This window comes from Paenarthrobacter sp. UW852 (assembly GCF_024608385.1).
In the GTDB taxonomy this organism is placed as follows: Bacteria; Actinomycetota; Actinomycetes; order Actinomycetales; family Micrococcaceae; genus Arthrobacter.
In genome coordinates, this window is sequence record NZ_JAMSGY010000001.1 from 451873 (window position 1) to 475165 (window position 23293).

At 62.6% G+C, this 23293-nt stretch carries 20 protein-coding genes and 1 tRNA gene; 8 read left to right on the forward strand and 13 right to left on the reverse strand.

From position 1 onward, the window contains the following. Nucleotides 1-45: 45 nt before the first annotated feature. The 3 genes from NEK97_RS02105 to NEK97_RS02115 all read left to right on the forward strand — a co-directional run bounded on the left by NEK97_RS02105 (nucleotide 46) and on the right by NEK97_RS02115 (nucleotide 2676). Entirely contained in the window at nucleotides 46-858 is an 813-nt protein-coding gene (locus tag NEK97_RS02105; protein ID WP_257368210.1) for a hydrolase, read from the forward strand. 383 nt (nucleotides 859-1241) lie between these two features. Continuing rightward, on the forward strand, nucleotides 1242-2267 hold the full coding sequence (locus NEK97_RS02110; RefSeq protein ID WP_257368211.1) for an alcohol dehydrogenase catalytic domain-containing protein: 1026 nt from the start codon (nucleotides 1242-1244) through the stop codon (nucleotides 2265-2267). A gap of 79 nt (nucleotides 2268-2346) precedes the next feature. Next, a complete protein-coding gene (locus NEK97_RS02115; RefSeq protein WP_257368212.1) occupies nucleotides 2347-2676 on the forward strand; it encodes a putative quinol monooxygenase in 330 nt (109 codons plus the stop codon). A gap of 7 nt (nucleotides 2677-2683) precedes the next feature. Here the strand turns inward: NEK97_RS02115 and NEK97_RS02120 are convergent, their stop codons facing one another. The 5 genes from NEK97_RS02120 to NEK97_RS02140 all read right to left on the reverse strand — a co-directional run bounded on the left by NEK97_RS02120 (nucleotide 2684) and on the right by NEK97_RS02140 (nucleotide 9217). Beyond that, a complete protein-coding gene (locus tag NEK97_RS02120; protein WP_257368213.1) occupies nucleotides 2684-4660 on the reverse strand; it encodes an amino acid transporter in 1977 nt (658 codons plus the stop codon). A gap of 100 nt (nucleotides 4661-4760) precedes the next feature. Next, on the reverse strand, nucleotides 4761-5789 hold the full coding sequence (locus NEK97_RS02125; protein ID WP_257368214.1) for an AAA family ATPase: 1029 nt from the start codon (nucleotides 5787-5789) through the stop codon (nucleotides 4761-4763). 84 nt (nucleotides 5790-5873) lie between these two features. Beyond that, nucleotides 5874-6647, reverse strand: a complete 774-nt coding sequence (locus tag NEK97_RS02130; RefSeq protein ID WP_257368215.1) for a phosphatase PAP2 family protein — start codon at nucleotides 6645-6647, stop codon at nucleotides 5874-5876. A 42-nt stretch (nucleotides 6648-6689) separates the two neighbouring features. After that, nucleotides 6690-6815 carry a hypothetical protein gene (locus tag NEK97_RS02135; protein ID WP_255774361.1) on the reverse strand — a complete coding sequence of 42 codons (126 nt, stop codon included), beginning with the start codon at nucleotides 6813-6815 and terminating at the stop codon, nucleotides 6690-6692. A gap of 170 nt (nucleotides 6816-6985) precedes the next feature. Then, nucleotides 6986-9217, reverse strand: a complete 2232-nt coding sequence (locus NEK97_RS02140; protein ID WP_257368216.1) for a catalase — start codon at nucleotides 9215-9217, stop codon at nucleotides 6986-6988. Between the two features lie 437 nt (nucleotides 9218-9654). Between NEK97_RS02140 and NEK97_RS02145 the strand changes: the two genes are divergently transcribed. Continuing rightward, nucleotides 9655-10002: a hypothetical protein gene (locus NEK97_RS02145; protein WP_257368217.1), complete on the forward strand. Its 348-nt coding sequence runs from the start codon at nucleotides 9655-9657 to the stop codon at nucleotides 10000-10002. Here the strand turns inward: NEK97_RS02145 and NEK97_RS02150 are convergent. Next, nucleotides 9986-10321 carry a carboxymuconolactone decarboxylase family protein gene (locus tag NEK97_RS02150; RefSeq protein WP_235521639.1) on the reverse strand — a complete coding sequence of 112 codons (336 nt, stop codon included), beginning with the start codon at nucleotides 10319-10321 and terminating at the stop codon, nucleotides 9986-9988. The genes NEK97_RS02145 and NEK97_RS02150 overlap by 17 nt on opposite strands. A 180-nt stretch (nucleotides 10322-10501) precedes the next feature. Between NEK97_RS02150 and NEK97_RS02155 the strand changes: the two genes are divergently transcribed. Next, nucleotides 10502-11410, forward strand: coding sequence for a helix-turn-helix transcriptional regulator (locus tag NEK97_RS02155; RefSeq protein WP_257368218.1), 909 nt, complete (start codon nucleotides 10502-10504; stop codon nucleotides 11408-11410). A 101-nt stretch (nucleotides 11411-11511) separates the two neighbouring features. Then, the gene (locus tag NEK97_RS02160; protein WP_257368219.1) at nucleotides 11512-12498 is read left to right on the forward strand and encodes an aldo/keto reductase; all 987 of its coding nucleotides are present in this window, start codon (nucleotides 11512-11514) and stop codon (nucleotides 12496-12498) included. 325 nt (nucleotides 12499-12823) lie between these two features. On the opposite strand, the gene NEK97_RS02165 is transcribed toward NEK97_RS02160, so the two are convergent. The 3 genes from NEK97_RS02165 to NEK97_RS02175 form a co-directional block, all read right to left on the reverse strand. Continuing rightward, the gene (locus NEK97_RS02165; protein ID WP_257368220.1) at nucleotides 12824-13984 is read right to left on the reverse strand and encodes an acyl-CoA desaturase; all 1161 of its coding nucleotides are present in this window, start codon (nucleotides 13982-13984) and stop codon (nucleotides 12824-12826) included. A gap of 13 nt (nucleotides 13985-13997) precedes the next feature. Next, on the reverse strand, nucleotides 13998-15062 hold the full coding sequence (locus tag NEK97_RS02170; RefSeq protein ID WP_257368221.1) for a ferredoxin reductase: 1065 nt from the start codon (nucleotides 15060-15062) through the stop codon (nucleotides 13998-14000). Nucleotides 15063-15251: 189 nt separating this feature from the next. Further along, nucleotides 15252-16295, reverse strand: a complete 1044-nt coding sequence (locus tag NEK97_RS02175) for an NAD(P)-dependent alcohol dehydrogenase (protein ID WP_257368222.1) — start codon at nucleotides 16293-16295, stop codon at nucleotides 15252-15254. A gap of 193 nt (nucleotides 16296-16488) precedes the next feature. Here NEK97_RS02175 and NEK97_RS02180 point away from each other — a divergent pair, with 193 nt between their 5' ends. After that, complete coding sequence (locus tag NEK97_RS02180) at nucleotides 16489-17097, forward strand: TetR/AcrR family transcriptional regulator (protein WP_257368223.1); 609 nt, start codon at nucleotides 16489-16491, stop codon at nucleotides 17095-17097. Between the two features lie 105 nt (nucleotides 17098-17202). Beyond that, on the forward strand, nucleotides 17203-18795 hold the full coding sequence (locus NEK97_RS02185) for a long-chain fatty acid--CoA ligase (RefSeq protein ID WP_257368224.1): 1593 nt from the start codon (nucleotides 17203-17205) through the stop codon (nucleotides 18793-18795). Nucleotides 18796-18861: 66 nt separating this feature from the next. On the opposite strand, the gene NEK97_RS02190 is transcribed toward NEK97_RS02185, so the two are convergent. The 4 genes from NEK97_RS02190 to NEK97_RS02205 form a co-directional block, all read right to left on the reverse strand. Then, nucleotides 18862-19893, reverse strand: coding sequence for an aldo/keto reductase (locus NEK97_RS02190; protein ID WP_257368225.1), 1032 nt, complete (start codon nucleotides 19891-19893; stop codon nucleotides 18862-18864). 129 nt (nucleotides 19894-20022) lie between these two features. Further along, entirely contained in the window at nucleotides 20023-21819 is a 1797-nt protein-coding gene (selB, locus tag NEK97_RS02195; protein ID WP_257368226.1) for a selenocysteine-specific translation elongation factor, read from the reverse strand. Nucleotides 21820-21822: 3 nt separating this feature from the next. Beyond that, the gene (gene selA / locus NEK97_RS02200; protein ID WP_257368227.1) at nucleotides 21823-23151 is read right to left on the reverse strand and encodes an L-seryl-tRNA(Sec) selenium transferase; all 1329 of its coding nucleotides are present in this window, start codon (nucleotides 23149-23151) and stop codon (nucleotides 21823-21825) included. A 39-nt stretch (nucleotides 23152-23190) separates the two neighbouring features. Next, nucleotides 23191-23285, reverse strand: a tRNA-Sec gene (locus NEK97_RS02205). Between the last annotated feature and the right edge of the window lie 8 nt (nucleotides 23286-23293).

A 23293-nucleotide genomic window follows, 5' to 3' on the forward strand; every position in this document is an offset into this window, starting at 1 on the left:
CTCCGCCCCTTCCGGCGCGGCCACGCCGTGCCATAGTCTGGGCCCATGCTGATCTGCTCCACCTGCGCTGTTGAACGTGATGAACCGGCTCCGGCCCTCTGTCCAATCTGCGTGGACGAGCGACAGTATGTGCCCGAGGCCGGTCAGTATTGGACCACGCTGGACGAACTCGCCAAGAGCGGACAACACACCACCCTGATGGAAAGCGAGCCTGGCCTCGTAAGCATCGGGACCCAGCCCAAGGTGGGGATCGGCCAAACGGCCCAGCTTGTGGTGACTCCTGCCGGATCGCTGTTGTGGGATCCGGTTGGCTACGTCGACAATCACGCGGTTGGCGCCATCCTGGAACACGGTCCCGTCCTGGCCATTGCCGCCAGCCATCCGCACATGTTTGGCGTGCAGGTTGAATGGTCCAACAGGCTCGGCGGCGTCCCGGTCCTTGTGTCCGAAGCAGACCGGGAATGGTTGGGCCGCGGCGGCCCGAACGTCACCACCTGGTCAGGCAGCAGAACCATCGCGGACGGTCTGGTGCTTCACCAAACCGGCGGCCACTTCCCCGGCAGTGCCGTGGCGCACTGGTCAGCTGGTGCGGACGGCAGAGGGGTACTGCTCACCGGGGACAGCGTCTTTCCCAACCCCGACCGCCGTTCGGTTGCCTTCATGCGAAGCTACCCCAACCATCTCCCGCTCTCAGGTTCCGTGGCTCTGCGCATCGCCGCGCAGCTCGGCGACCTGGAATTTGACCGGATCTATGGCAACTTCAACAACAAGATCCCATCAGGCGCCAAGGAAGTGTTGTTCAGCTCCGCCCAAAGGCATGCCGCCTGGTCGCGGGGAGACTTCGACCAGCTCTGTTGACCTGCCTTGCAACGCAGAGGAGCCGGCAGATTTGGTGCCCTGCCTCTCCCTGAGCGGGAACCGCTGAATGAAGCAAGCAGGCTGGCCAATTCTTTTCGGTTTACCCTCGACTCTCATAATAAGTGTGCTTAGTATTGAGCCTCAAGCAGTTTCTCTTCTGCGGACGGACCGGCAGGAAGATAGTACTGGACAGCCTGCCGTCTGAAAGCCTTGGGCCAACCAACCCCTGGAAGCGACTCACTGGCAAGAACCTGCACGACCCATCTCCTGGCTGACGGCCGCGCCTTCTCTCCGGTCATGGTTCCGCACTCTTCTGCGACTCCCCCGCCGGAAGCACCATCGACATGGTCGAATCAGCATGGGCAAAAGAAAAGAGCGGAAAAATGAAAGCAGTAGTTTACAAAGGACCGAACGACGTCAGCGTCGAGGACGTCCCGGATGCCAAGATAGAGCATCCCGCCGATGTTCTGGTGCGGATTACGTCAACGAACATATGCGGCTCGGACCTCCACATGTACGAAGGCCGGACCAGCTTCGAAATCGGGCGTACTTTTGGCCATGAAAACCTCGGTGAGGTGGTCGAGGTCGGCCCCGCGGTGAACAAAGTCAAAGTTGGCGAACGGGTCGTCCTGCCGTTCAATATCGCTTGCGGGTTCTGTAAGAACTGCGAACGTGGTTTTACCAACTACTGCCTCACGATGCAGCCTGAGCCCAAGCTCGCCGGCGCGGCATACGGTTTCGCGGATATGGGACCCTACCAGGGCGGCCAAGCTGAGTACCTCCGCGTACCGTACGGTGACTTCAACTGTCTGCGCCTCATAGACATGGCCCGGTACCTCGTTGGGGAGTTCAGCGCCGTCAATGCTGTCCTCTCGACATGGATCCCGGAACGTCCGCTGCAGGCCGGCGGTGCCGACGCACTCGGTACGGTTCGGGGTGGGGAAGGTCCACGCGGCCAGGTTGATGTCGATGATGAAGTGATGACCATGATCCGTTTTGCCAACGGAGCGGTCGGATCCGTCGAAGCGACACGAAACGCGCACGGAAGGAACAACTACATCACTTTCGAAATCCACGGCACGGAAGGCAGCATTGTCTTCAATTACGAGCGCCGCGACGAGTTGCAGGTGTGCTTCGCGTCGGACCAGGCCGACCGTCGTGGATTCCGGACCGTTTACACAGGCCCGGCTCATCCTTACGGTGACGGCCTTTGGCCCATTCCGGCCCTGGGCATTGGTTACGGGGAAACGAAGATTATCGAGGCCTATGACTTCTTCAAGGCAATCGCCGAAGGCGGGACTGTGAACCCCAACTTCGCTGACGGCTATCAAGTGGCCCTCATCGACGACGCCATCGTCGAATCAGCGGCAAAAGAATCTTGGGTGGAAGTTCCACAGATCAACGCGTGATCCACTCTGGGAGGGACGGGGGAATCCCCCGTCCTTCCCACTCCTTGAACAAATTTAGGAAGACAGGATGTCCCGTCCCATGCCAACCCACGGAAGGGCCACAGAAGTGTGGCTCAAGCCGGTTTTCATCGCCAAAGCAGGGCGTGAAGCCGAACTTCAGGAAGCCCTCCGCTCCCTGCAAACCCTAAGCCGCAACGATCCCGGATGCCTGGAGTACACCGTTTTCTCTGATGGAGAGCGACCGGGCACCTTCGTGCTGTTTGAGGGGTGGGTCAGTAGGGAGGACCTTGAAGCGCACAACCAGGAAGTCCATGTGACGGCCTTTGTGGAAGCCGTGGAGCCTTTGTTGGCCAAGCCGTTCACCGTTACGCCTCTTGTTCCCCTCGTGATTTCACCCCGGACCCCGTAACGTCGAGTCAACCTACATGGACCCACGGGCGCCGGCTGACCTCGGGTTCGGCCTCACGCAGCACCTCCCGTGTCACCGGCGCAATTTCGCCTTCCCCCAGGAACAGGAACTTCAGGAGGTTGATCACGGGATTCCCCTCAGTCCAGCGGAAGTAGACGTGTGGCATCAGCCCGGTCACATCACGGATGTGGAGCAGCACGGAAGCGATCGTGTTAGGCACCACGGGACCGTGGACTTCCAGGATCCTGTAGCCGTGCCGGGTGATGCCGTGAACCGCCAACTCTGTCTCAAAGTCCGATGAGTCGTCCACGACCACTTCCAGGAACAGGGGCTGTTCACCGACAGGAATGTGGCTTACTTCTACGGCGGACTCGAATTTTTCCCTGTAGGCCTGCGGGGTCAGCCGGAGTGGTTCGTGGGCGATAAGGCGGATTGGTCCTTCCCAGGTCTCTGAGATGAAGCCGAGAGCCTGCTCGTCCAGGTGGACCCTCGTGGCGTGGAGCTCGAAGGAACGGCGGACGCGTGACAGGAATGAGACGACGATGATGCCGGCGATGAACACTGCTGCGATTCGAAGACCCTCGGGCCTCTCGAAGATATTGGCCACGGTGGTATAGATAAAGACCACTGCAATGATTCCGAATGCCACTGTCCGCTTCCCTTGGTGACGACGGCGGGCGGAGAGGGTCACGGCCGTCGCCGCCGACATCATCAGCACCAGCACGCCGGTGGCGTACGCGCCACCTTGTGCATCGACGTCGGCGTTGAAGATGACGGTGATCAGGAAACCGACCAACGTGAAAACGAGCACGAGTGGCCGCACAGCTTTGGCCCATTCCGGAGCCATGCCGTAGCGCGGCAGGTAGCGGGGCACCAGGTTGAGCAACCCGGCCATGGCGGACGCACCAGCAAACCACAGAATGGCAATCGTGCTGATGTCATAGGCCGTGCCGAAGCCGACCCCAAGGTACTCATGGGCCATAAATGCCAACGCACGCCCGTTGGCTTCGCCTCCGGCCTGGAATTCCTGTTGGGGAATCAGTACGACGGTGGTGAAACTCGTCGTGATCAGGAAACTGCTCATGATCACAGCGGCAGTCGTCAGCAGCCGACGCGTTCCTTGAATGCGGCCTACTGGCTGTTCCTCAGTGTCGCCGGCCTTCCCCCGGACCTGCGGCATCACCGCCACACCAGTTTCGAAACCTGAAAGTCCCAGCGCCAGCTTAGGGAAGACGAGCAGGGCGATTCCCACAGCGAGCAGCGGGTTCCCGTGGGAGGTGGTGAGCTCGAGCCACCAGTCATTGATGGCTACGGGGTGCATGACCGCTTCGAACATGGATACGGCTACCACGACGACGTTTAGGCTGAGGTAGAGCGCCACCAGAACGACGGCGATATTCACGGCTTCCTTGAACCCCCGAAGGAAAACTGCCCCCAGCAGCGCCAAAAGGAACAGCGTCACGGGCACATTTTGGTTATGCAACCAATCGGGCACTAAGGGGTTTTGGATCAGGTGCGCGGTGGCGTCGGCGGCGGAGAGCGTCATGGTGATCATGAAGTCCGTGGCCGCAAACCCCAGCAGGACCAGCACGATCAATTTTCCGCCCCACCGGGGCAGCAGACGCTCCAGCATGGCGATCGACCCCTCACCGCGATGGCTTTCGCCGGCCACCCTTCTGTAGACGGGCAAGGCACCGAGCAACGTTACGGCTACCAACACCAGTGTTGCCAAGGGCGAGATGACGCCAGCGGCCAAGGCAGCAATGGCTGGTTGGTAGCCGAGAGTGGAGAAGTAATCGACGCCGGTCAGGCACATGACCTGCCACCAGGAGTGCTTCCTTGCGTGGGCGTCGCTGACCGCGCCGGGTCCCTGATGCGTGCCTTTGCTGTCCTGAAGCCCGAAGAGAAGCCAGCTCCGGAAACGGCTCCGCGCGTCGGGATGCAATGCTGACGGATCCGCCGGTGGCCGGCTCATAGTTGTCATTCCGGCCTCTTCCGCGGGCGTTCCTGGCCTGTTCTCTGCTGAACATAGCACCGCCACTCCCCTGCGGTGGCCGGTCTTGATGAATCCTTAACGGCCGGTGTCAGGCCAGCCAGCGCCACCAGCGCGGCTGTTCCGGTTCCGGCGTCGGTTCCGGTTCCTCGCCCAACGCCAAGGCGGCCTCGACGATGTCGTCGGCAGTGAGGGTCATAACGGCCTCGCGATCAAGGGAATCGAGGCTCTGTTCCTCGTTGAGCGACAGCCGCAGCGCTTGGCGGTTGAGCGCTTGCTCGAACAGGGTGCGTGCAAACCGTGCATTGCCGGAGTCCTCGCCGGCGTGGAGACCGCTAAGGATGCGGCGCAGCATCTGCTCTGCGCCCGGCTCCAACGTGTACTCGTGTTGGACCAACATCCTTTGGAAGATCGTCAGGAGTTCGGCCACGGAGTAGTCCGGAAACGTGATCTCGCGGGCAAACCGGGAACGCAGTCCAGGGTTTGAAAGCAGGAATGACTCCATCAGCCGCGGGTACCCGGCCACGATCACGACCAGCCTGTGCCGATGGTCCTCCATCCTTTTAAGCAGGACCTCGATTGCCTCCGGACCGAAGTCTGTACGACCGTCTTCCGGGGCCAAGGAGTACGCCTCATCGATGAACAGGACGCCGTCCAGCGCCCGCCGGATCACCCGGTCTGTCTTGATGGCTGTAGCCCCCACGTATTGCCCAACCAGCCCGGAACGATCGACCTCCACCAGATGGCCCTTCTGCAGCAAGCCGACAGCGCGGTACATCTCGGCGAGAAGCCGTGCGACCGTCGTCTTGCCCGTGCCTGGGTTTCCGAGAAACACCAGGTGCTGCGAGGTGGCTACTTCCGGCAGACCGTGGGCTTTCCGACGGGCCTGAACCTGGAGCAGTGCCACAAGTGCGCGGACCTGTTCTTTCACGGTCTCGAGCCCGACCAAGGCGTCGAGCTCAGCCTGCACCTCGGACAGCGGCCGGGCTGGACCGGGCCTGGGACCGATGAGGTCCCCGACCAGATCGTCTACACGCTCCGAACCGGGCAGCTTGAGCTGATTGGCCAGATGGCCTATGGACTCCCGGAGGTCATCGAGCGGATTGCGGCTGGCAGCCATACATCCACTGTAGCTCCCGGTTCCCCAAATACGGTGGCGCTGGTCCACCCGCATTAATCCGCAACGGCCTCATGACCGGTGACACTAGGGATCCTGGCTTGCTAATTCCCCTGTCACTACTTCTCCCGGGATGCGGGCCGTGCGCCAAGTATCCACGGCGATGACCGCCCCGAGCACCACCAGCGACAGTGACACCGACGCAACCGCGTCGGTGAGCCAGTGATAACCGAGGTATATCCGGCTGACGGCCGCAAAGACAACACCAAAGACGGCACAGAGAAAGCTGACGACGGCGATTTTTGGGTTTCGATGCCGGGAGAAGACAAGGAACGTCAGGACAAGCAGGAAGTCCGACGCGCCAAGGACGTGCCCGGACGGAAAGGAGAACGTCGTGTCAGCGCCGAAAAGCATGAGGTCCACAGGTGGCCGCTGCCGGCCGACCACGCGCCCGATGATCTGCGCCAAACCCACCCCGGTGAGCATAGCGGCGGCAAGGAGCATGGGCCGCCATGCGTGCTTGGCGAGCAATCCCCAAACAACTGTGACAACCAAAACAATGACCGGCAACCCTATTGGCCCGAAAATGACTGCGACAACAATCATCACCACCGTCAGCGGCTCTGAACGAATCCCGAGGAGCCAACTTTCAGCCGCTGCGTCGTCCAGTGCGAGCCCATTCTTCTGCAGCACGCCCATGAGTGTCACCACAAAGAGCGTCACGCCAAGGAGTGCCAACATCGCGGCTGTTGAGTAGAGCGCCTTTCTGGCGCGGGGCTCCATGTAACGCTCCTCGACCACGAATTTCTGGTGGAACACTTCCCACTTGCCGGGCGTTTGCGAAGCTTCTGCCGCCGCCATCAATCTCCTTCGACCCCCTGGAAACCGTTCCTGACGAGAACGCTAGTCCTCCTCCTTGGGCTTGTGGTCCGGTGCTTTGTCATCGTTTGGGCCGTCATGTATTTTTTTCGGAATCTTGCCCTCCACGTCGGCGGGTACAGGTGGGTCTTTTTCTTCATCAGTAGACATGACCCAAGCATAAAGGCCGCGTAAAGCACGCCGGTCAGGAAACCCGCGTGCCCTCGCGAAGCACTATTCGGCGGCCGCCGCGGGCACACTGCACGGCGGTCCGGTATCGGAATTGATGCCGGCCCGCCGTGCAGATCATGTCATGCGGTTGCCCTGATCCCGCGTCCCTGTCAGGCCTCGCTGCTGCTCGGTCCTGCTGCAGGGAATCGTTCCCACACCCGGTGGGCGGCCAGCAGTTCCTGGACTGGAGTAAGCACGGCGTCCGGCGCGTCGCCGACCACGACCCCGGTACCGTCTGCAGGGATACCGGCCGCCTCCAGAGCCGTCGCACCGGTTCCCCACGCCGCGATGGCCTTGGCATGGCGGAACGCTTCCGTGAGCAGAAGGACTACCCGGGGATCAAGACCGGGTGAGGGTGCGCCGGCCTTGGCGTCCCTTCCCGCTGCTGCGTCCGGCGCCGGAGCCCCGCTTCCCGCGACGATAACGGCGTCGAACTCTGTGGATCGGGCGGTGAGGTAGGTCCGCTGGACGGCGACGGCGGCGCCGTGCTCCGCGCCCAGGAACCCGCCAACCGGTGCAACAACCAAGGGCGTGATGCCTTCGGCATCCAGGGCTTCGCGTGCAGCGGCAACCTGGGACAGGTCGCTGCTGTCGTCAGCAATAATCCCCACTACGCGGCCCGCAGCCGGCCACGTCCCGCCGATCTGCGACAAGGCCGCGCTCGGTTCGGAATCGGGGACCTGGACCGTGGCCCCGGGAACCGGCATACCCAGTCCACGGGCGACGGCGGCGCAAAGCCCGGCGTCGATGTTGGCCAGGGCCATGAGTTGCCGTTCCCTGACGTTGGATTCGTAGCACTTGCCGAGCTCGAACGTGTACGCCTGCACAATGTGGTCCTGCTCCACCGGGGTCATGCTCCGGAAGAACAGTCGGGCCTGGCTGAAGTGGTCGTCGAACGAAGCCGGGTTGCGCCGTTCCTTAATGGACTCCGCAAGGGCCTCGGGAACATCCACGAACGCTCCAACGTCCTGTCCGGCCATAAAGGGGCAACCGCCGTCGAGGGAGTTTGGATGGTACGGGGCGACCCCACTGTGTACCGCCGTCTGGTGCATCCCGTCGCGAAGCATGTCGTTGACGGGTGCATGCGGCCGGTTGATGGGAATCTGCGCGAAGTTCGGGCCGCCCAGCCGAGAAATCTGGGTATCGAGGTAGGAGAACAGCCGGACCTGAAGGAGCGGGTCATTGGTGACGTCAATGCCAGGGACCAGATGTCCCGGGTGGAAGGCTACCTGTTCGGTCTCTGCGAAGAAGTTCGTCGGATTTGCGTTCAACGTCATCAGCCCAATCGGCTGGACAGGCGCAAGTTCTTCGGGAATGAACTTGGTCGGATCCAGCAGATCGATGCCCTCGAACATCTGGTCCTCAGTGTCCGGGAAGGTCTGGATGCCAAGCTCCCATTGCGGGTAGGCGCCCGACTCAATGGCGTCGGCAAGGTCACGGCGGTGGAAATCCGGGTCCATGCCGTTGATGATCTGGGCTTCCTCCCAGACAAGCGAGTGCACGCCCTGTTTGGGCTTCCAGTGGAATTTCACCAATGTGGTGCTCCCGTCCGCGGCCACCAGCCGGAAGGTATGCACGCCGAAGCCTTCCATGGTCCGGTACGAGCGGGGAATGCCGCGGTCGGACATGTTCCACATCGTGTGCGCCTGGGCCTCGGTATGCAGTGAGACGAAGTCCCAGAACGTGTCATGGGCGCTCTGGGCCTGGGGTATTTCCCGATCAGGGTGTGGCTTGGCAGCGTGGATGACGTCAGGGAACTTGATGCCATCCTGGATGAAGAAAACGGGAATGTTGTTCCCGACAAGGTCGTAGGTGCCTTCATCAGTGTAGAACTTGGTGGAAAAGCCACGGGTGTCCCGTACCGCATCCGCCGAACCCCGGGAGCCCAAAACGGTGGAGAAGCGGACGAAAACCGGAGTTTCGACGTCGGCCGCCAGGAACCCTGCCTTCGTGATCTTCGATGCCGTTCCGTAGGAACGGAACACGCCGTGTGCGCCCGCGCCCCGGGCGTGGACAACGCGCTCCGGGATGCGCTCGTGATCAAAGTGGGTGATCTTTTCCCGCAAGTGGTGGTCCTGAAGCAGAACAGGTCCGCGGGTGCCCGCCCGCAGGGAATGATCAGTGTCCCCCAGCCGGAGCCCTTGGGCGGTTGTCAGGTACTGGCCCGATTGCGCCCGGGAGTTCACCGGCGCACCGGTGGGGCTTCCCGTCGGGGAAACCGCCTCCGGTGCTTGCTGATCGGGCTTAGGGGGCAATGGCTCACGTGGGGTCGTCGGCTCGTCGACTGTGGGAGGCTCACTGGAGGGAGCGCCGGGAATCACGGTATTGTCCTCAACTGGCACGATTTGTTCTCCTTTTGATTCGCTGCCTTAACCCGGAAGCTAAGCTTGCTTACTAATCCTAGGGTGATGTTCACTACATCACAAAGCGGGCCTTGCTTCGATACTGGGCGACGTCCTGGGAGCAGGAATATATGCGCTCGTGGGCGCCGGCGTGACCAGCGCCGCGGGGCTGAGCTTGGCTTTCGTCGGCGATTACCTCAAACCCTTCCTGGACCCACCGCCGGCGCCGACAACTTTTGGCTTTCCTGCTACAGGTCGGTTTGCTGAACGCCCGCGGCGTCAAAAAGTCCGTTCGCGCCAACGTGGTCATGACAGCTATTCAATCCGGAAGTCTCGCCGGGGGCTGGAATCCTGGCCGCATCTCCGCCGCCTATTGATCCTTCGTTGGATTCGAGACTTCAGCCCACGTCGCCGAAGAGGTTCGAGGCGTCAACCGCGTGTACCCGAAAGCCCTTTTCGGCACCCTGCTGACTGCCGGCGTCGTTTATGTCCTTATCGGAATGGCATCTTCCATTGCGTTGCCGGCAGCCGAACTCAACAGTTCCTCAGGCCCGCTGCTGCAGGTGGTTGAGGCCACCGGTTTCGGCATTCCGGGCCCTTCGTGGTCCCCAACCTGGCCCTGTCAAGCAGAGTCAGCCGCAACAGCGCAGCGACGCCGGCAACGGCTTCGGCTTCAGCAGCGGCTTCGGAGCGGAAGCGCTTGGACTCCCAGGGGGGCGCCGCCCAACGGAACGCAACCGGACGGGCAGCGGGAAATGGAGATCCACCCTACTTCTCCTTGGTGAAGACCTTCTTGGCCACGGTCATCGCGCTCATTCCGTTGGGCCAGCCCGTGTAGAAGGCGAGGTGGAGGATGACTTCCTTCAATTCTTCTTCGGTTACCCCGTTTTGGCGTGCATAGTCGAGGTGAAACGTCAGTTGATCGGCTTTTCCCGTAGCCGTTAATGCAGCGACGGTGATCAGGCTACGGTCTCTCTTGGACAAGCCCGCGCGTTCCCATACTTCGTCGAACAGCACCTTGTCGGTGTAGTGGACCATTCCGGGCGCAAAGTCACCGAACGCGTTTTGCCCGCCGGTCCATCCTGCACGTGGGTCCTTCGCCATGTCTTTTTCCTTTCGTGTATAGGTTCCCTCGCCAGTTGGGCGTGTACCGGCCAGCGGCCGCATGCCCTGCGGGTGTTGAGATTCCATAGGACCTCAACGACGCCAGTTATGGGAGTCACCGCTGAGGGGCGTACCAACAGGGCATCCCTCGCAACGCGTGGACGTCGTAGCCTTGGGAACGTGGACAACCGGAATGAAGTTCGAGAATTTCTCATGTCCCGCCGTGCGAGGGTAACCCCCCAGCAGGCCGGGCTGGCAGTTTCCGGGAACCGCCGCGTCACGGGTCTCAGAAGAAACGAGGTAGCAGCCCTCGCCGCTGTAAGCGTCGAGTACTACGCCAAGATTGAGCGCGGGAATCTCTCCGGGGTCTCGGATGCTGTTCTCGATGCACTTGCGGTGGCCCTCCAACTGGACGACGCTGAACGCGAACACCTCTTCGACCTTTCACGTATCGCCAACGGCGCTGTCCGCGCCGTGCGCAAGCGCAAGTCGCAGAATTGGGTGGCGAGGGAAAGCCTGACACGCGTCCTCGCCGTGATAACGGAAGGGCCGGCATTCGTGCGTAACGGCCGGATGGACATCCTCGCCACCAACGCGCTGGGACGGGCGTTCTACGATCACGTGTTCGACGGTCCAGGGCAGGGCAACCTGGCGCGGTTCTGTTTCCTCGACGAACGGGCCAAGGATTTCTATCCGGGCTGGGACGCAGCCGCAAACGTCACCGTCTCAATCCTGCGAACTGAGGCGGGACGCGACCCGGAGGACAAACGGCTTCACGACCTGGTTGGGCAGCTTTCCACCCGAAGTGCAGAGTTTGGGATCCGGTGGGGGTCTCACAATGTCAGGCGGCATGGATCCGGCACCAAGAGCTTCCACCACCATGAGGTAGGCGAACTCACGCTGACATATGAAGGCCTGGAGCTAACCGCAGAGCCGGGCCTGTCAATGCTCATCTACACAGCCGAACCTGGCTCTGCCAGCGAGGAACGCCTACGGCTCCTCGCCAGTTGGGCCGCCACGCTCCAACAACAGAACGACGCCGGGCCGATAGTGCCGCACGTCGACTCGCCCAGGGGGACGCAACCGTAAGGGCAACTTCCGTCGTCCCGCACCTTGGATCTCCCTGGTCGGCACGAACACGTTCCAAACGAAGACACCACCGCATTCAACAGCACAATGGAGGCACCAGCATGCATACAAGAACTCTCGGACAGGGACTTGAGGTATCGGCCATCGGCCTAGGTGCCATGGGCATGTCCCAAAGTTACGGGCCCAACCCCGGCAGCCGCGATGAAATGGTCAGCGTGCTCCGTTCAGCCGTCGACCATGGCGTCACCTTTTTCGATACGGCCGAGGTATACGGCCCCTATGTGAATGAGGAACTTGTCGGCGAGGCACTGGAACCGATCCGCGACCAGGTGGTGATCGCCACCAAGTTTGGCTGGGACATCCAAAACGGCGAAAGCATCGGGCTGAACAGCCGCCCGGAACAGATCCGCCGAGTCGCCGAAGAATCCCTCAAGCGGCTCCGTACCGACGCCATCGACCTGTTCTATCAGCACCGGGTCGACCCCGAAGTGCCCATCGAGGATGTCGCCGGCACCGTCCGGGATCTGATCTCGGAGGGCAAAGTACGACACTTCGGACTATCCGAGGCTTCCGCCGCCACAATCCGACGGGCCCACGCCGTGCAGCCCGTCGCTGCCCTACAAAGTGAGTACTCGCTGTGGACGCGCGACCCCGAGGCCGAAATACTTCCAACCCTTGCCGAACTCGGTATAGGCCTTGTTCCCTTCAGCCCCTTGGGTAAGGGCTTCCTCACCGGTACGGTTACCGCGGACACCACCTTCGCCGAGGGCGACATCCGCAACCTTGTCCCGCGTTTCAATGACGAAAATCTGACCGCCAATCAGGCTCTTGTTGCACACGTCATCGAACTCGCTGCGGCGAAGGATGCGGTTCCTGCCCAAATCGCGCTTGCATGGCTTCTCGCCCAGCAGCCATGGATCGTCCCCATTCCGGGCACTCGACGTACCGCACGCATTAAGGAGAACGCCCAAGCTACCCGCGTGGCGCTCACTGCCGACGAGGTTGCCGCCCTCAATGCCCTAGCCCGCAATGTAGGAGTGCATGGCGATCGCTACAACGCCACGCATATGGGCTACGTCAACGGCTGAAGCACCGAAATAGCCAGTGGCATTTGCCCGTCTTGGGGAGCAGAGTTTACGGTGAATAGTAAGGAGCCTGCGCATCAAGCTCTGAAGGAGGCCCCCGACAACAACGGGACAGCTGCAATGGACCCACGACAATCAGCTCGAAACCTTCTCCAACGAGAGGCCATCACGCTTGAACAGTTATGGATCAAATACTGGGCGGAAGGCGGCAATGCCACCCCCGTGGAATTGGATGCCTACGTGCACGACGCGCTAGAGCCTCACGAATTCGAACTAACCCTCCTCGCCTGGGCAATGGAAGGGATGCAGGGCAGCTAGCGATTCTGCTCTAACGCTGTGGCGGAAGAGCGAGCTTGAAGACTTTGGCCCACGCTGAGCCAACCTGCTTCAACAGCGGCCCCGTGGTGTACTTCAGGCCGTAACGATCGCAGATTTCGCGGACCTTCGGTGCAATCTCTGAGTACCTGTTCGAGGGAAGGTCCGGGAAGAGGTGGTGCTCGATCTGATGTGAAAGGTTTCCGGTCATGAGATGCATAAACCGCGGGCCTGAGATGTTCGCGGATCCGATCATCTGACGTACATACCAGTCGCCCCGGGTTTCGCCTTCGACCATTTCCTCGGTAAAAGTATCCGTACCTTCGGGGAAGTGGCCACAAAAAATGACTGCGTGGGCCCAGACGTTGCGTACGGCGTTGGCCACGAGGGTGCCGTAGAGGGCTTGCTTCCCGGAGCCCGTGAGCATGGCCAAAGCGGGGGTGGCCGCATAGTCCTTCGCGAACTGCTTGGCGGCCTTACGACCCAGTGCCTTGAGGTCCTTGACCATCGCCTCTTTGGACTTCAGGCCCTCCTTGTACTCGGGGATTTCCAGGTCGTAGATGGCGATACCCCATTCGAAGACGGGCGCCAGCAGGGCGTTATAGAGGGGGTTGCCCAGGTTGAAGGGCTTCCATTCCTGATCAGGGTCCATCCGCAGAAGGTTGTACCCGACGTCGCGGTCTTTGCCTATCACGTTGGTCCAGCGGTGGTGAAGATCGTTGTGCGTGTGCTGCCACGAGCGCGATGGGGTGACGAAGTCCCATTCCCAGGTGGTGGAGTGGATGTCCGGATCGCGCATCCAGTCCCACTGTCCATGGAGGATGTTGTGCCCCAGCTCCATGTTTTCAAGGATCTTGGCCGCGCTTAGGAGGGCTGTTCCAGTGACCCACGCGCCCTTGTTCCTGCTGACGAGCAGCGCCGCCCGACCGGAAACTTCCAGACCCCGCTGGATCTTGATCATGCGCCTGATGTAGGCCGAATCGCTGGAGCCGCGCTTGGCCAGGATCCCGTCGCGGATAGCGTCGAGCTCGCGTCCCAATTCGGCCACTTGCTCGTCACTCAAGTGCGCAGCCGCCGGAGGACGCATCGTGGGTCGACCCGCCTCGGCAAGGGCGCCGGGCCGCGTTTTGAGCCCGACGGCGGTGGCGGGGTTTTTGGCCGAAGCTACTGACATGCGGTGGTACTCCTCAGAGCTTGAGATTGACGGGCCCGGCGGCAGCCGAGACACAGGTTTGGATGAGTTCACCCGGTTCGCCACGCACCTCACCGGTACGCAGGTCGCGGACGCTGCCGGAAAGCAGCGGAGTGAGACAGCTATGGCAAATCCCCATGCGGCAGCCACTGGGCATGAGGATGCCCGCATCCTCCCCGACGTCAAGGAGGGGCACGCCGCCGTCGGCCATGACCTCGCGGTCCGATGTTTCAAAGATGACCAAGCCGCCCTCACTTCCGTCCCGCCCTTTGAGCTCGACATGGAACCGCTCAATGGTCAGCGAGCCCGCTGTAGCTTCCTGTGCTGCCTGGTTCCAGAGGGCTTCGGCATCGTCCAGAAAGCTCTCAGGGCCGCAGGCGTAGGCGGTTCTGTCCTGCCAGTCAGGGCAAATGCGCTCAAGTTCAGCCGGAGTCGCCAAGCTCAGGCGTCCACGGCCACCCGTTTGCCACTGCACCACGCGGAAACTGGGAAACTGATCAGCGAGCTCGAACAGTTCCTCTCGAAAAATACTGTCATCCTCCCCGCGGGAGGAATGAATCAGGACAACGTCGGCGTCGGGTCGTCCGGGGACGAGGGTCCGAATCATCGACATGACGGGAGTGATGCCGCTTCCGGCAGTAAGCATGAGCAGGGAACGCGGATGCTCAGGCAAGACGAAGTCGCCTTGTGGCGGGGCCAGGAAAAGGATGTCACCAACCTTGGTCTCACGAACCAGAACACGGGACACCGACCCCACGTCCGTGACAGTGATGGCTGGGTCCTGACCGGCCGGCGCGCTCAGGGAATATGATCGCCAGTGCCGCACCCCATTGAGCTCTACGCCGATCCTCGCCCACTGGCCCGCGAGGTGGGCGTGCCAGCCACGGCCGGGACGGAAGAAAATGGTGACTGACTGCGCAGTTTCCTGAACCACTCTGGTGACGACCCCGCGCAACTGGCGCGATGAGTAGACCGGGTTGAACAACGCCAGGACGTCTTCCGGGGCCAGCGGCGTGGTCAAAACCGAGGCGATGCGGGCCAGTGACCGGAAGTTGAACATGGACTACTCTCCGCAACAGGGAAATAAGAATCCCGACCATGCCGGTCAGGATCCCTCCTACTCAATATCATAAGCATACTTATGATAAGTCCCCCAAAGCCGCGCTGGAATGTGCGGAAAGCCCCCCGGAAGGGGCTTTCAACATTACCAAGAAGGAGCGGGGTCCCCAACCGTGCCGGCTCGGGACTACTACTGGTGCGGGACTACTACCGCCCGGGCGCTCAGCTGCCCGTCGGCGAGTTTGCGGTAGGCCGAGAGACCGTCCTCGAGGCTGAAGGTTTCTACTTCGGGGACGATCTGCCCCGCACGGTACATATCCACTACTTCATGGAGTTCCTCGATGGTGCCCCAATACGTGTTGGTGATGGTGGATTCATAAGGCGTGTTGAAGAAAGTCCACTCATGCAGGCCGCCGGCAATTCCGACGACGGTCAACCGGCCACCCTGGGCCATGGAACCGGTGGCTGTGGCGATCGTCGGGGTCACCCCGACAAAGTCGAACGCAGCGTCCACGCCGCGTCCGCCGGTGATTTCACGGATCCGGGAAATCTGGTCGGGACCGCCTGGAACCGTCAAGGCCCCCGCCGCCTCGGCCTTGGTCATCGCTTCGGGCTTCATATCGGTGGCAATGATGGTTGCGCCAGTCAGTGCCCGGAGGATCTGGACGGCGATCTGACCCAAGCCTCCCAGCCCCACCACCAGCGCGAACCGGCCACCTCCATTCAGGTGTGGCAGCGCCTTCTTAATGGCGTGGTACGGGGTCAGCGCTGCATCTGCAAGCGGTGCCGCAGCGATGGGGTCTGCATCTCCAAGCGGGATCAGGTTGCGGACGGGAACCGTGACGTATTCCGCCATTCCGCCGTCGCGACCCAAACCTATGCCAAGGTATGGGTTGGTCGCAGCGTTCTCGCAGTAAGTGTCCTGCCCGCGGGAGCACGCCTTGCAATGCCCACAACCGATGGGCCCGTAGACCAGATACGCGTCACCTACCTCGATACCCTCAACACCGGCACCCAACTCCTCGACCCAGCCCGAGTTCTCGTGCCCCAGCACAAAGCCCTTGGTGATATTCCCCGGGACCTCGGCGGTGAAGTCCTGGAAAATACTGACGTCCGAATGGCAAGCACCTGCGCCCGCTACCTTCAACAGCACTTCGCCTGGCCCTGGTACGGGCCGGGCCACGTCCTCCAGTACGGGGAACTGCTTCCATTCTTTGAATACGATCGCACGCATCTAATGTCCTTCTTGTCTGTGTCGCGTCTCTTTGTTGCGTCTATCAAGGGACTGCAAATCCGCCGCCGACGGCCTTCGGTGCGATGAATCGGCGCAACTATCCGACATCTGTTGGATAGTTAGAACGGTACGCTTGAGTCGTCCGAATTTCCACCGCCGGAGGGCAAGATCACGGAGGAGTGTGACCTGAATAATGCTGGAACCGAAACAGTCCGCCGAGACAGCTTCCAGTGACCCCCGGGCCCTGCGTAGCCGGGAAAAGCTTTCTTCGGCCATCCTTGACCTCGCGGCCGGGCACGACGCCGGAACACTGTCCGCGGGGCAGGTCGCCGCCACCGCCGGGGTCAACAGATCAACGTTCTACCAGCACGCCGCCTCTCCCGCAGCGCTTCTCCGGCAGGTTCTGTCCGAAGAGCTGGACACCCTCCGCGAAACCCACCTCAGCGGGCCGGGAGACATTGGCCCGGCCATCGTCGCAGTCACCGCCGATGTTGCCAGGCACGTGGACCGGCACCGCGACGTCTACCGCCGGGGCCTGGTTACCGACTCGGGCACCGGAGCGCTGCACGCGATGCTGGGATCCCACTTTGAGGCATCTGTCCGCCTGCTGCTCGCCCGTCGTGCCATCGAAATACCGGCACCGGGCGGCCGCGAAGTCCCACCATCCATGGTTGCCCGGTACATCGCCTACGGCGTGGTGGGCGCCTTGGAGTCGCGCCTCCTGGAAACCCCGCCGCGGCCCGTGGACGAATTCCTCGACGACCTGCGCGAGCTTCTTCCGGACTGGTGGCCCATCGGCTGAGCAACCCAGCTCCTCACGTGTTAGATTCACGGGCATGCCCAACGATTCCTCCCCTGATCCTCAAGGCATAACCAGCGGCCACCTTCATCAAGCAAGGACACGACCATGACAAACACGCCAGCCAATGACGGCTTCGGCACCATTACTGTTGCAGCCATACTGGCCGAGTCCGCCGCCCGCCACCCTGAGTCCGTCGCGATTATCGTGGAAGACGAGGAAACAACCTACGGACAACTCTGGAAAGAAACACTGTCCTATGCCGGGGCCCTGCGTGCCCGGGGCATAGGACCGGGAGACCCCGTTGCGCTCCTCATCCCCAACGTTGCCGACTTCGCCCGCGCCTATTATGCGGTCCTGGCCCTTGGCGGAATCGTGGTTCCCGTCCATGCGCTTCTTAAGGCGCGTGAAATTGAGTACGCCTTGCGTGACAGCGGAGCCAAGCTGCTGATCTGTGCTGCACCGCTGATGACCGAGGGCGTCCCGGGGGCGGCGGGAGCCGACGTCGACGTGCTGACGGTGATGGCGACAGACGCCGCCGACGGCACCCCGCGGCTGGAAGCCGAAGCCGCCGCCGCGGAGCCGATTCGAGGGTACGTTCCGCGTAGGCCACAGGACACCGCGACCATCCTTTATACCTCCGGAACCACAGGGAAACCGAAAGGTGCCCTCGGCACGCACTTCGCCCTGATGGAACAGGTCAACGTGCTACTGTCGGACACCTTCGACCTCCGGGCGGGCGACAAGATCTTCGGTGGCCTTCCCCTCTTCCACACCTTCGGCCAGACCTGCGTGCTCAACGCCGGCCTGCGTGCCGGTGCCACGATCATCATGTGCCCGAGGTTCACCGGGCCCGCTGCGTTGGATCTGGTGCACAAACACGAGATCACGGTCTTCTTTGGCGTGCCAACCATGTACGTTGCCCTGCTGGAGGCGGCCAAGGCCAACCCGGGACGCCCTGAAGCGCTGCGCTACGGAATCTCGGGCGGTTCGTCACTTCCGGTCGCCGTACTGGAGAAATTCCGTGAAGCGTTCGGGGCCCAAATCTACGAGGGCTACGGCTTGACCGAAACCTCTCCTGTGGCCAGCTTTAACCACGTGGGCGTAAGTCCGCGACCAGGGACCATCGGCACTCCCATATGGGGCGTGGAAATCGAGATCGCCCGCCCCGAGATCATCGACAGCATCGAATTCCTGCCCCGGGGCGAACTCGGAGAACTCGTGGTCCGCGGGCACAATCTTTTCAAGGGTTACCTGAACCGGCCAGACGCTACGGCTGAAGCGGTGGTGGATGGCTGGTTCCGCACTGGAGACCTTGGCATCAAGGACGACGACGGTTACCTGCGGATACTGGACCGCACCAAGGACATGATCATCCGCAATGGCTACAACGTCTACCCACGCGAGATTGAAGAGATCCTGAGCCAACATCCCGATGTCGTCAGCGCCGCTGTCTTCGGTGTTCCGCATGAGATGCAGGGGCAGGAAATAGCCGCCGCAATTGTGCGGACCCCCAACAGCACCACCACTGCAGAAGAACTGATCAGCTTCGCCAAGGATCGACTGGCTGCCTACAAATACCCGCGCATTATCGAACTTCTGCCGGAACTGCCTCTTGGCCCCAGCGGCAAGATCCTCAAGCGGGAACTGGCCGCCACATATAAGGGGAACACATCCGCCGCAGGAGCTGATGCGGAATAAACAACGACACTCTGAGCTACATCGAATATGACGTCCTGGTCGGTGCGATCACTCCCGACCCCGCCGTTACCTGCCGCCTTCGATCTTCCGGCTGCGCTGTTCATCGGCCATGGGCCCGTAGGGATAAACCCCGACGCGCGGCTGGCTGGCATGGGTCAGACGCTCAGTTTCGTCGGACGTGAGTTCAAGGTCAGCAGCGGCAAGGTTGTCCATCAATTGGTCAACAGTACGGGCACCCAGGATCACGGACGTCACGGCTGGCCTATCCACCAACCAAGCCAGCGCGACCTGCGAGGCGCTCACGCCGTGGTCAGCGGCAATCTGTCCTACGACTCCAACAATGTCCCACGTGCGCGGGTCATCGTTGCGGGCCTGCCATGCTTCCATGCCCCGTGTGGGGTTCTCCCCCAACCGGGTCGCGCCAACAGGCGGCTCATCGCGCTTGTACTTCCCGGACAGCCAGCCGCCACCAAGCGGAGACCACGGAAGCAGGCCTATCTTCGCATCGAGGGACGCCGGCACGATCTCACTCTCGATCCCGCGAACCAGCAGGCTGTACTGCGGTTGGAGGGTTACGGGCGCGTTCCAGCCATGGGCCCTGGCCACGTGGACAGCCTTGGTCAATTGCCATCCGAGGAAGTTCGAGAATCCGTAGTAGGCGATCTTGCCGCTACTGACAGCGTCATGCAGGAAACGAAGGGTCTCTTCCAGTGGGGTGAGGGGGTCCCACGCATGCATTTGATAGAGATCAATCTGCTCCACTCCGAGGCGGCGGAGGGAATCGTCCAAGGCCTTGGTCAGGTGGCGGCGGGATGTGCCCACGTCGTTCGGCGCCTTGCCCATGGGGAAGCGTCCCTTGGTGGCCAAAACAACCAGGTCGCGTTGCTCCGGCCGGCGCGAAAGCCATCGTCCGATGATTTCCTCCGACGTGCCGGCACTGTAAACGTCGGCTGTGTCGATGAAGTTGCCGCCCGCGGCAACATAGTTGTCCAGGATGGCGTGTGACGTTTCCTCCGTGGCTTCGGCTCCAAACGTCATTGTTCCGAGCGCGTAGTTCGATACCACTGCCCCGCTGTTACCTAGTGTGCGATACTGCATAACTCTCCTCTGCTCTCGGGCGGAGTGTTCCGGCTGGAGTCGACGATACCCACTTCGCACGGCCTGGTCAGCAGGTTTTCCTGTCCCTGTTCTTCCTAGGACGCTGAGTCCTACCTTGGGAGCAGCGGGTCAGCGCACCACTTTGCGATGGCCTGCGTCCAGGCGCTCTGTCCAGCCGCGTGAATCCAGATATTCCAGCAGCGGGACCGCGATCCGGCGTGTCGTGTCCAGTGCTTGGCGTGCCTGGCTCGTGGTGAAGGGCTGGTCAAGGCGGGCAAGCGTTCGCATCGCAAGGGCCGGCGCCGTCGGGAGCAGCACGACACCGTCGCCCAACCTCAGGAGGCGACCCTTGCGTTCCGCAGCAGCGAGTTCGCGTGCGCCGAGACCCAACGCGGCCAGTTCATCGGATTCGGGTGCGCGGAATGCGTCCGCCCCCATCCTGGCCTCCAGCGTGGCGACGGCCTCCTCGATGGGGCCAAGATTGTCCCCGCTGCCGGGCAGGTGGATGTGTCCGCCATCCTGTTCCAAAGCGGCACCGTGGATGACATCGGAAAGCAGCCTTCCGTCCGGCAGCATGAGCAAGTCCCGCGCTGCTCCCATGGAAAGACCCGGGGCCAGGGGATCGCGTTCCTGCAACAGCTCGACGGACGCGCGCAGGCGACGCTGCCATGCCTCGAAAACCGGGACATGCACCCACCAGCCATTCAAAACTTTGACTCCCTGCGGGGCTTCCGAGTCGGGGCCGGCCACGAGCCCAAGCTTGTGCAACTGCTGCACCTGGACAGCTCCGCGGGCTGCCACCTCACCCAACACGTCTCCGGCGGGATCCATGCCTGCGAGGCGCTCAGCCCAGCGGGCGCCATCGCCGCGTCGCCGCAGGGCAGGCGGGTTTGCATCGAGGATACGCGCACCGCCCAGCACCGAACGGCTCCCGGGGTCCCGCAATACGAGGCGGTCGCCGAGCACAAGGGGCAGTTCCCTGTCGAGGACGAGTCGGGCGTGGTCAGCCCCAAAGGGACGCAACCGTGCCGGCACCGACGCGGTGCCGACGTGCACAGTGAGCTGCTCCGGAGTCGCTGTGTACTCCACTCCGGTGGTGCGTTGGATGCCGATAACCGAAGTGGTGGGCCAGGCGTCGGGAGTAAGCAGTGCGTCGCCACGACGAATGTCCGTGGCGGCGACGTCGCGAAGATTCAACGCCACCCGGCTGACCGGCTCCACGGACGGGCGGGCCGTGTCACGGCTCTGCAAGCCACGGACGACGACGGGCCGGGAACCGGCGTGGCCGACCAGGTCCAGCACGTCTCCCTGGGTCACTGTTCCGGCTGCCAGGGTACCGGTCACCACTGTTCCGGAACCGGTGATGGTGAACGAGCGGTCCACCCACAACCGAACCCGCCCAGTCACTGGAGGAGCAGGCACCCGCGCCAGGACTTCGTCCAGCGCGGCACGCAAATCATCCAGGCCAGTCCCGTCAATGGCGGAAACTGCTACTGCGGGCGCATCCTGCAGACCTGTTGCAGCCAACTCGATACGGGTTTTGGAGAGGACTTCTGAGATCCGCGCGGCGGATGCCCTGTCCGCGCGGCTGAGGACCACGACCCCGTTGTGGATGCCGAGGGCAGCAACTGCATCGCGGTGGTCGCTGGATTGCGCTTGCCAGCCTTCGTCAGCAGCAACGACGAAGCAGACCACCGGCGCCGGCCCGATTCCCGCGAGCATGTTCCCGAGGAAGCGCTCGTGGCCGGGTACGTCCACGAATGCCACTTCCTGTCCGGACGGCAGGGTGGTCCATGCATAACCCAGGTCGATGGTCAGCCCACGGCGGCGCTCCTCTTCCCAGCGGTCCGGTTCCATGCCGGTGAGGGCGCGGACCAGGGTGCTTTTGCCGGAATCGACGTGGCCAGCGGTGGCAATGACGTGCATTTCTCAGCCCTGCCCAGCGGACTGACCCGCCCGGACCGACAAGGCCTGCCGTGCCGCGGCGAGAATCCGGTGGTCATCGGCAGCGGGAATGCAGCGTAGGTCAACAAGGCAGGCACCGTCGTGGACACGCGGCAGGACGGCCGGATTTCCGGTCCGCAAAAGGACTGCGAGGTCGGCAGGGAGCTGCAGCGCCCATCCCGGCAAGGGAACTCCGGGAGCGCCGCCACCCCCCACCCGGCCGTCATGGGCCACGACTGGCACGCCGAGGGATTGTGCCAGCTTGTCAGTTCGGCGCCGCAGTTGCTTGACGTCGGCGTGCAGTGCCTGGACAACCGGTGGTGGTCCGCCCGCAAGAGTCGCCTCGAGGGCGGCGAGAGCGAGCTTGTCCGCACGAACGGCGCGCGCCAGCGGATGGCGTGCCAACCGTTCAATGATCTCCCTGCGGCCCAGCAGCAATCCTGCCTGGGGGCCGCCCAAAAGTTTGTCACCGCTGGCGATGACGACGTCGGCCCCGGCCGCCAAAGCCGAAGCAACATCGGGTTCATCGGGCAGTTGCGAATCGGGGGCCAACAGCCCGCTGCCGAGGTCGGCCACAAGCGGGACTGCGTTTGCCCTTGTCACCGTGCCCAGGTCCTCCAGCGCTACTGTCGAGGTGAATCCCTCCACGCGGAAGTTGCTCGGGTGCACCTTTAGCACGCAACCGGTGTCCGGGCTGAGGGCACCCTCATAATCGCGCAGGTGGGTCCTGTTCGTGGTGCCTACTTCGCGAAGCCTTGCACCCGTTGACTCAATCAGGTCGGACAACCGGAAACCGGCACCGATCTCGACAAATTCCCCACGACTGACCACCACTTCGCGGCCGGCGGCGAGCGCCGTGGTGGCCAGTACCAACGCCGCCGCTCCGTTGTTCACTACCAGTGCATCCTCGGCGGCCGGACAGGCCGACAGCAGAGCGTTCCTGGCACCGGCTCCACGGCGCGACCGGCTGCCGTCCGTCAGGTCCAGCTCCACGTCGACATAGCCACTGGCGGTGACCACGGCTTCGACCGCATCAGCGGAAAGGGGCGCGCGCCCGAGGTTCGTATGGACGATCACTCCGGTGGCATTCAGGACGGGGCGAACGCTGGTCACCTTGTGTCCAGCGACGGCGGCCAGCAGGGTCGGCTCCACGTCCGACGGCGGGAGCTCGCCGCGCCGGGCCCGGTCCTGGACGTTGCGAACGATTCGGCGGATGACGTGTTCGCTCAAGCGGTGGCGGGCTTCGACGACGGCCGGCAGCGCAAGCAGGTCATTCGTACGTGGAATCATTCTGCGGGGATCTACGTGGTCCACAGCGGCTCCTCGCTTCACGGCAACTGCACGGCGGTGCTTTGGCGGTGGCGGACGGGAATCGAACCCGCCAAGCCGAGATACTCAGCCTCACCGGTTTTGAAGACCGGGGGGCCCACCAGGACCCGGACGCCACCGCGCCTCA

Bases quoted from the DNA above. Each gene is read 5' to 3' on its own strand.
- NEK97_RS02130 (WP_257368215.1), bottom strand. From the start codon at position 6,647: ATGGCGGCGGCAGAAGCTTCGCAAACGCCCGGCAAGTGGGAAGTGTTC.
- selB (WP_257368226.1), bottom strand. From the start codon at position 21,819: ATGCACGTCATTGCCACCGCTGGCCACGTCGATTCCGGCAAAAGCACC.
- NEK97_RS02125 (WP_257368214.1), bottom strand. From the start codon at position 5,789: ATGGCTGCCAGCCGCAATCCGCTCGATGACCTCCGGGAGTCCATAGGC.
- NEK97_RS02190 (WP_257368225.1), bottom strand. From the start codon at position 19,893: ATGCAGTATCGCACACTAGGTAACAGCGGGGCAGTGGTATCGAACTAC.
- NEK97_RS02185 (WP_257368224.1), top strand. From the start codon at position 17,203: ATGACAAACACGCCAGCCAATGACGGCTTCGGCACCATTACTGTTGCA.
- NEK97_RS02115 (WP_257368212.1), top strand. From the start codon at position 2,347: ATGCCAACCCACGGAAGGGCCACAGAAGTGTGGCTCAAGCCGGTTTTC.
- NEK97_RS02120 (WP_257368213.1), bottom strand. From the start codon at position 4,660: ATGACAACTATGAGCCGGCCACCGGCGGATCCGTCAGCATTGCATCCC.
- NEK97_RS02135 (WP_255774361.1), bottom strand. From the start codon at position 6,815: ATGTCTACTGATGAAGAAAAAGACCCACCTGTACCCGCCGACGTGGAG.
- NEK97_RS02105 (WP_257368210.1), top strand. From the start codon at position 46: ATGCTGATCTGCTCCACCTGCGCTGTTGAACGTGATGAACCGGCTCCG.
- NEK97_RS02175 (WP_257368222.1), bottom strand. From the start codon at position 16,295: ATGCGTGCGATCGTATTCAAAGAATGGAAGCAGTTCCCCGTACTGGAG.
- NEK97_RS02165 (WP_257368220.1), bottom strand. From the start codon at position 13,984: ATGTCAGTAGCTTCGGCCAAAAACCCCGCCACCGCCGTCGGGCTCAAA.
- NEK97_RS02160 (WP_257368219.1), top strand. From the start codon at position 11,512: ATGCATACAAGAACTCTCGGACAGGGACTTGAGGTATCGGCCATCGGC.
- NEK97_RS02110 (WP_257368211.1), top strand. From the start codon at position 1,242: ATGAAAGCAGTAGTTTACAAAGGACCGAACGACGTCAGCGTCGAGGAC.
- NEK97_RS02170 (WP_257368221.1), bottom strand. From the start codon at position 15,062: ATGTTCAACTTCCGGTCACTGGCCCGCATCGCCTCGGTTTTGACCACG.
- NEK97_RS02150 (WP_235521639.1), bottom strand. From the start codon at position 10,321: ATGGCGAAGGACCCACGTGCAGGATGGACCGGCGGGCAAAACGCGTTC.
- NEK97_RS02180 (WP_257368223.1), top strand. From the start codon at position 16,489: ATGCTGGAACCGAAACAGTCCGCCGAGACAGCTTCCAGTGACCCCCGG.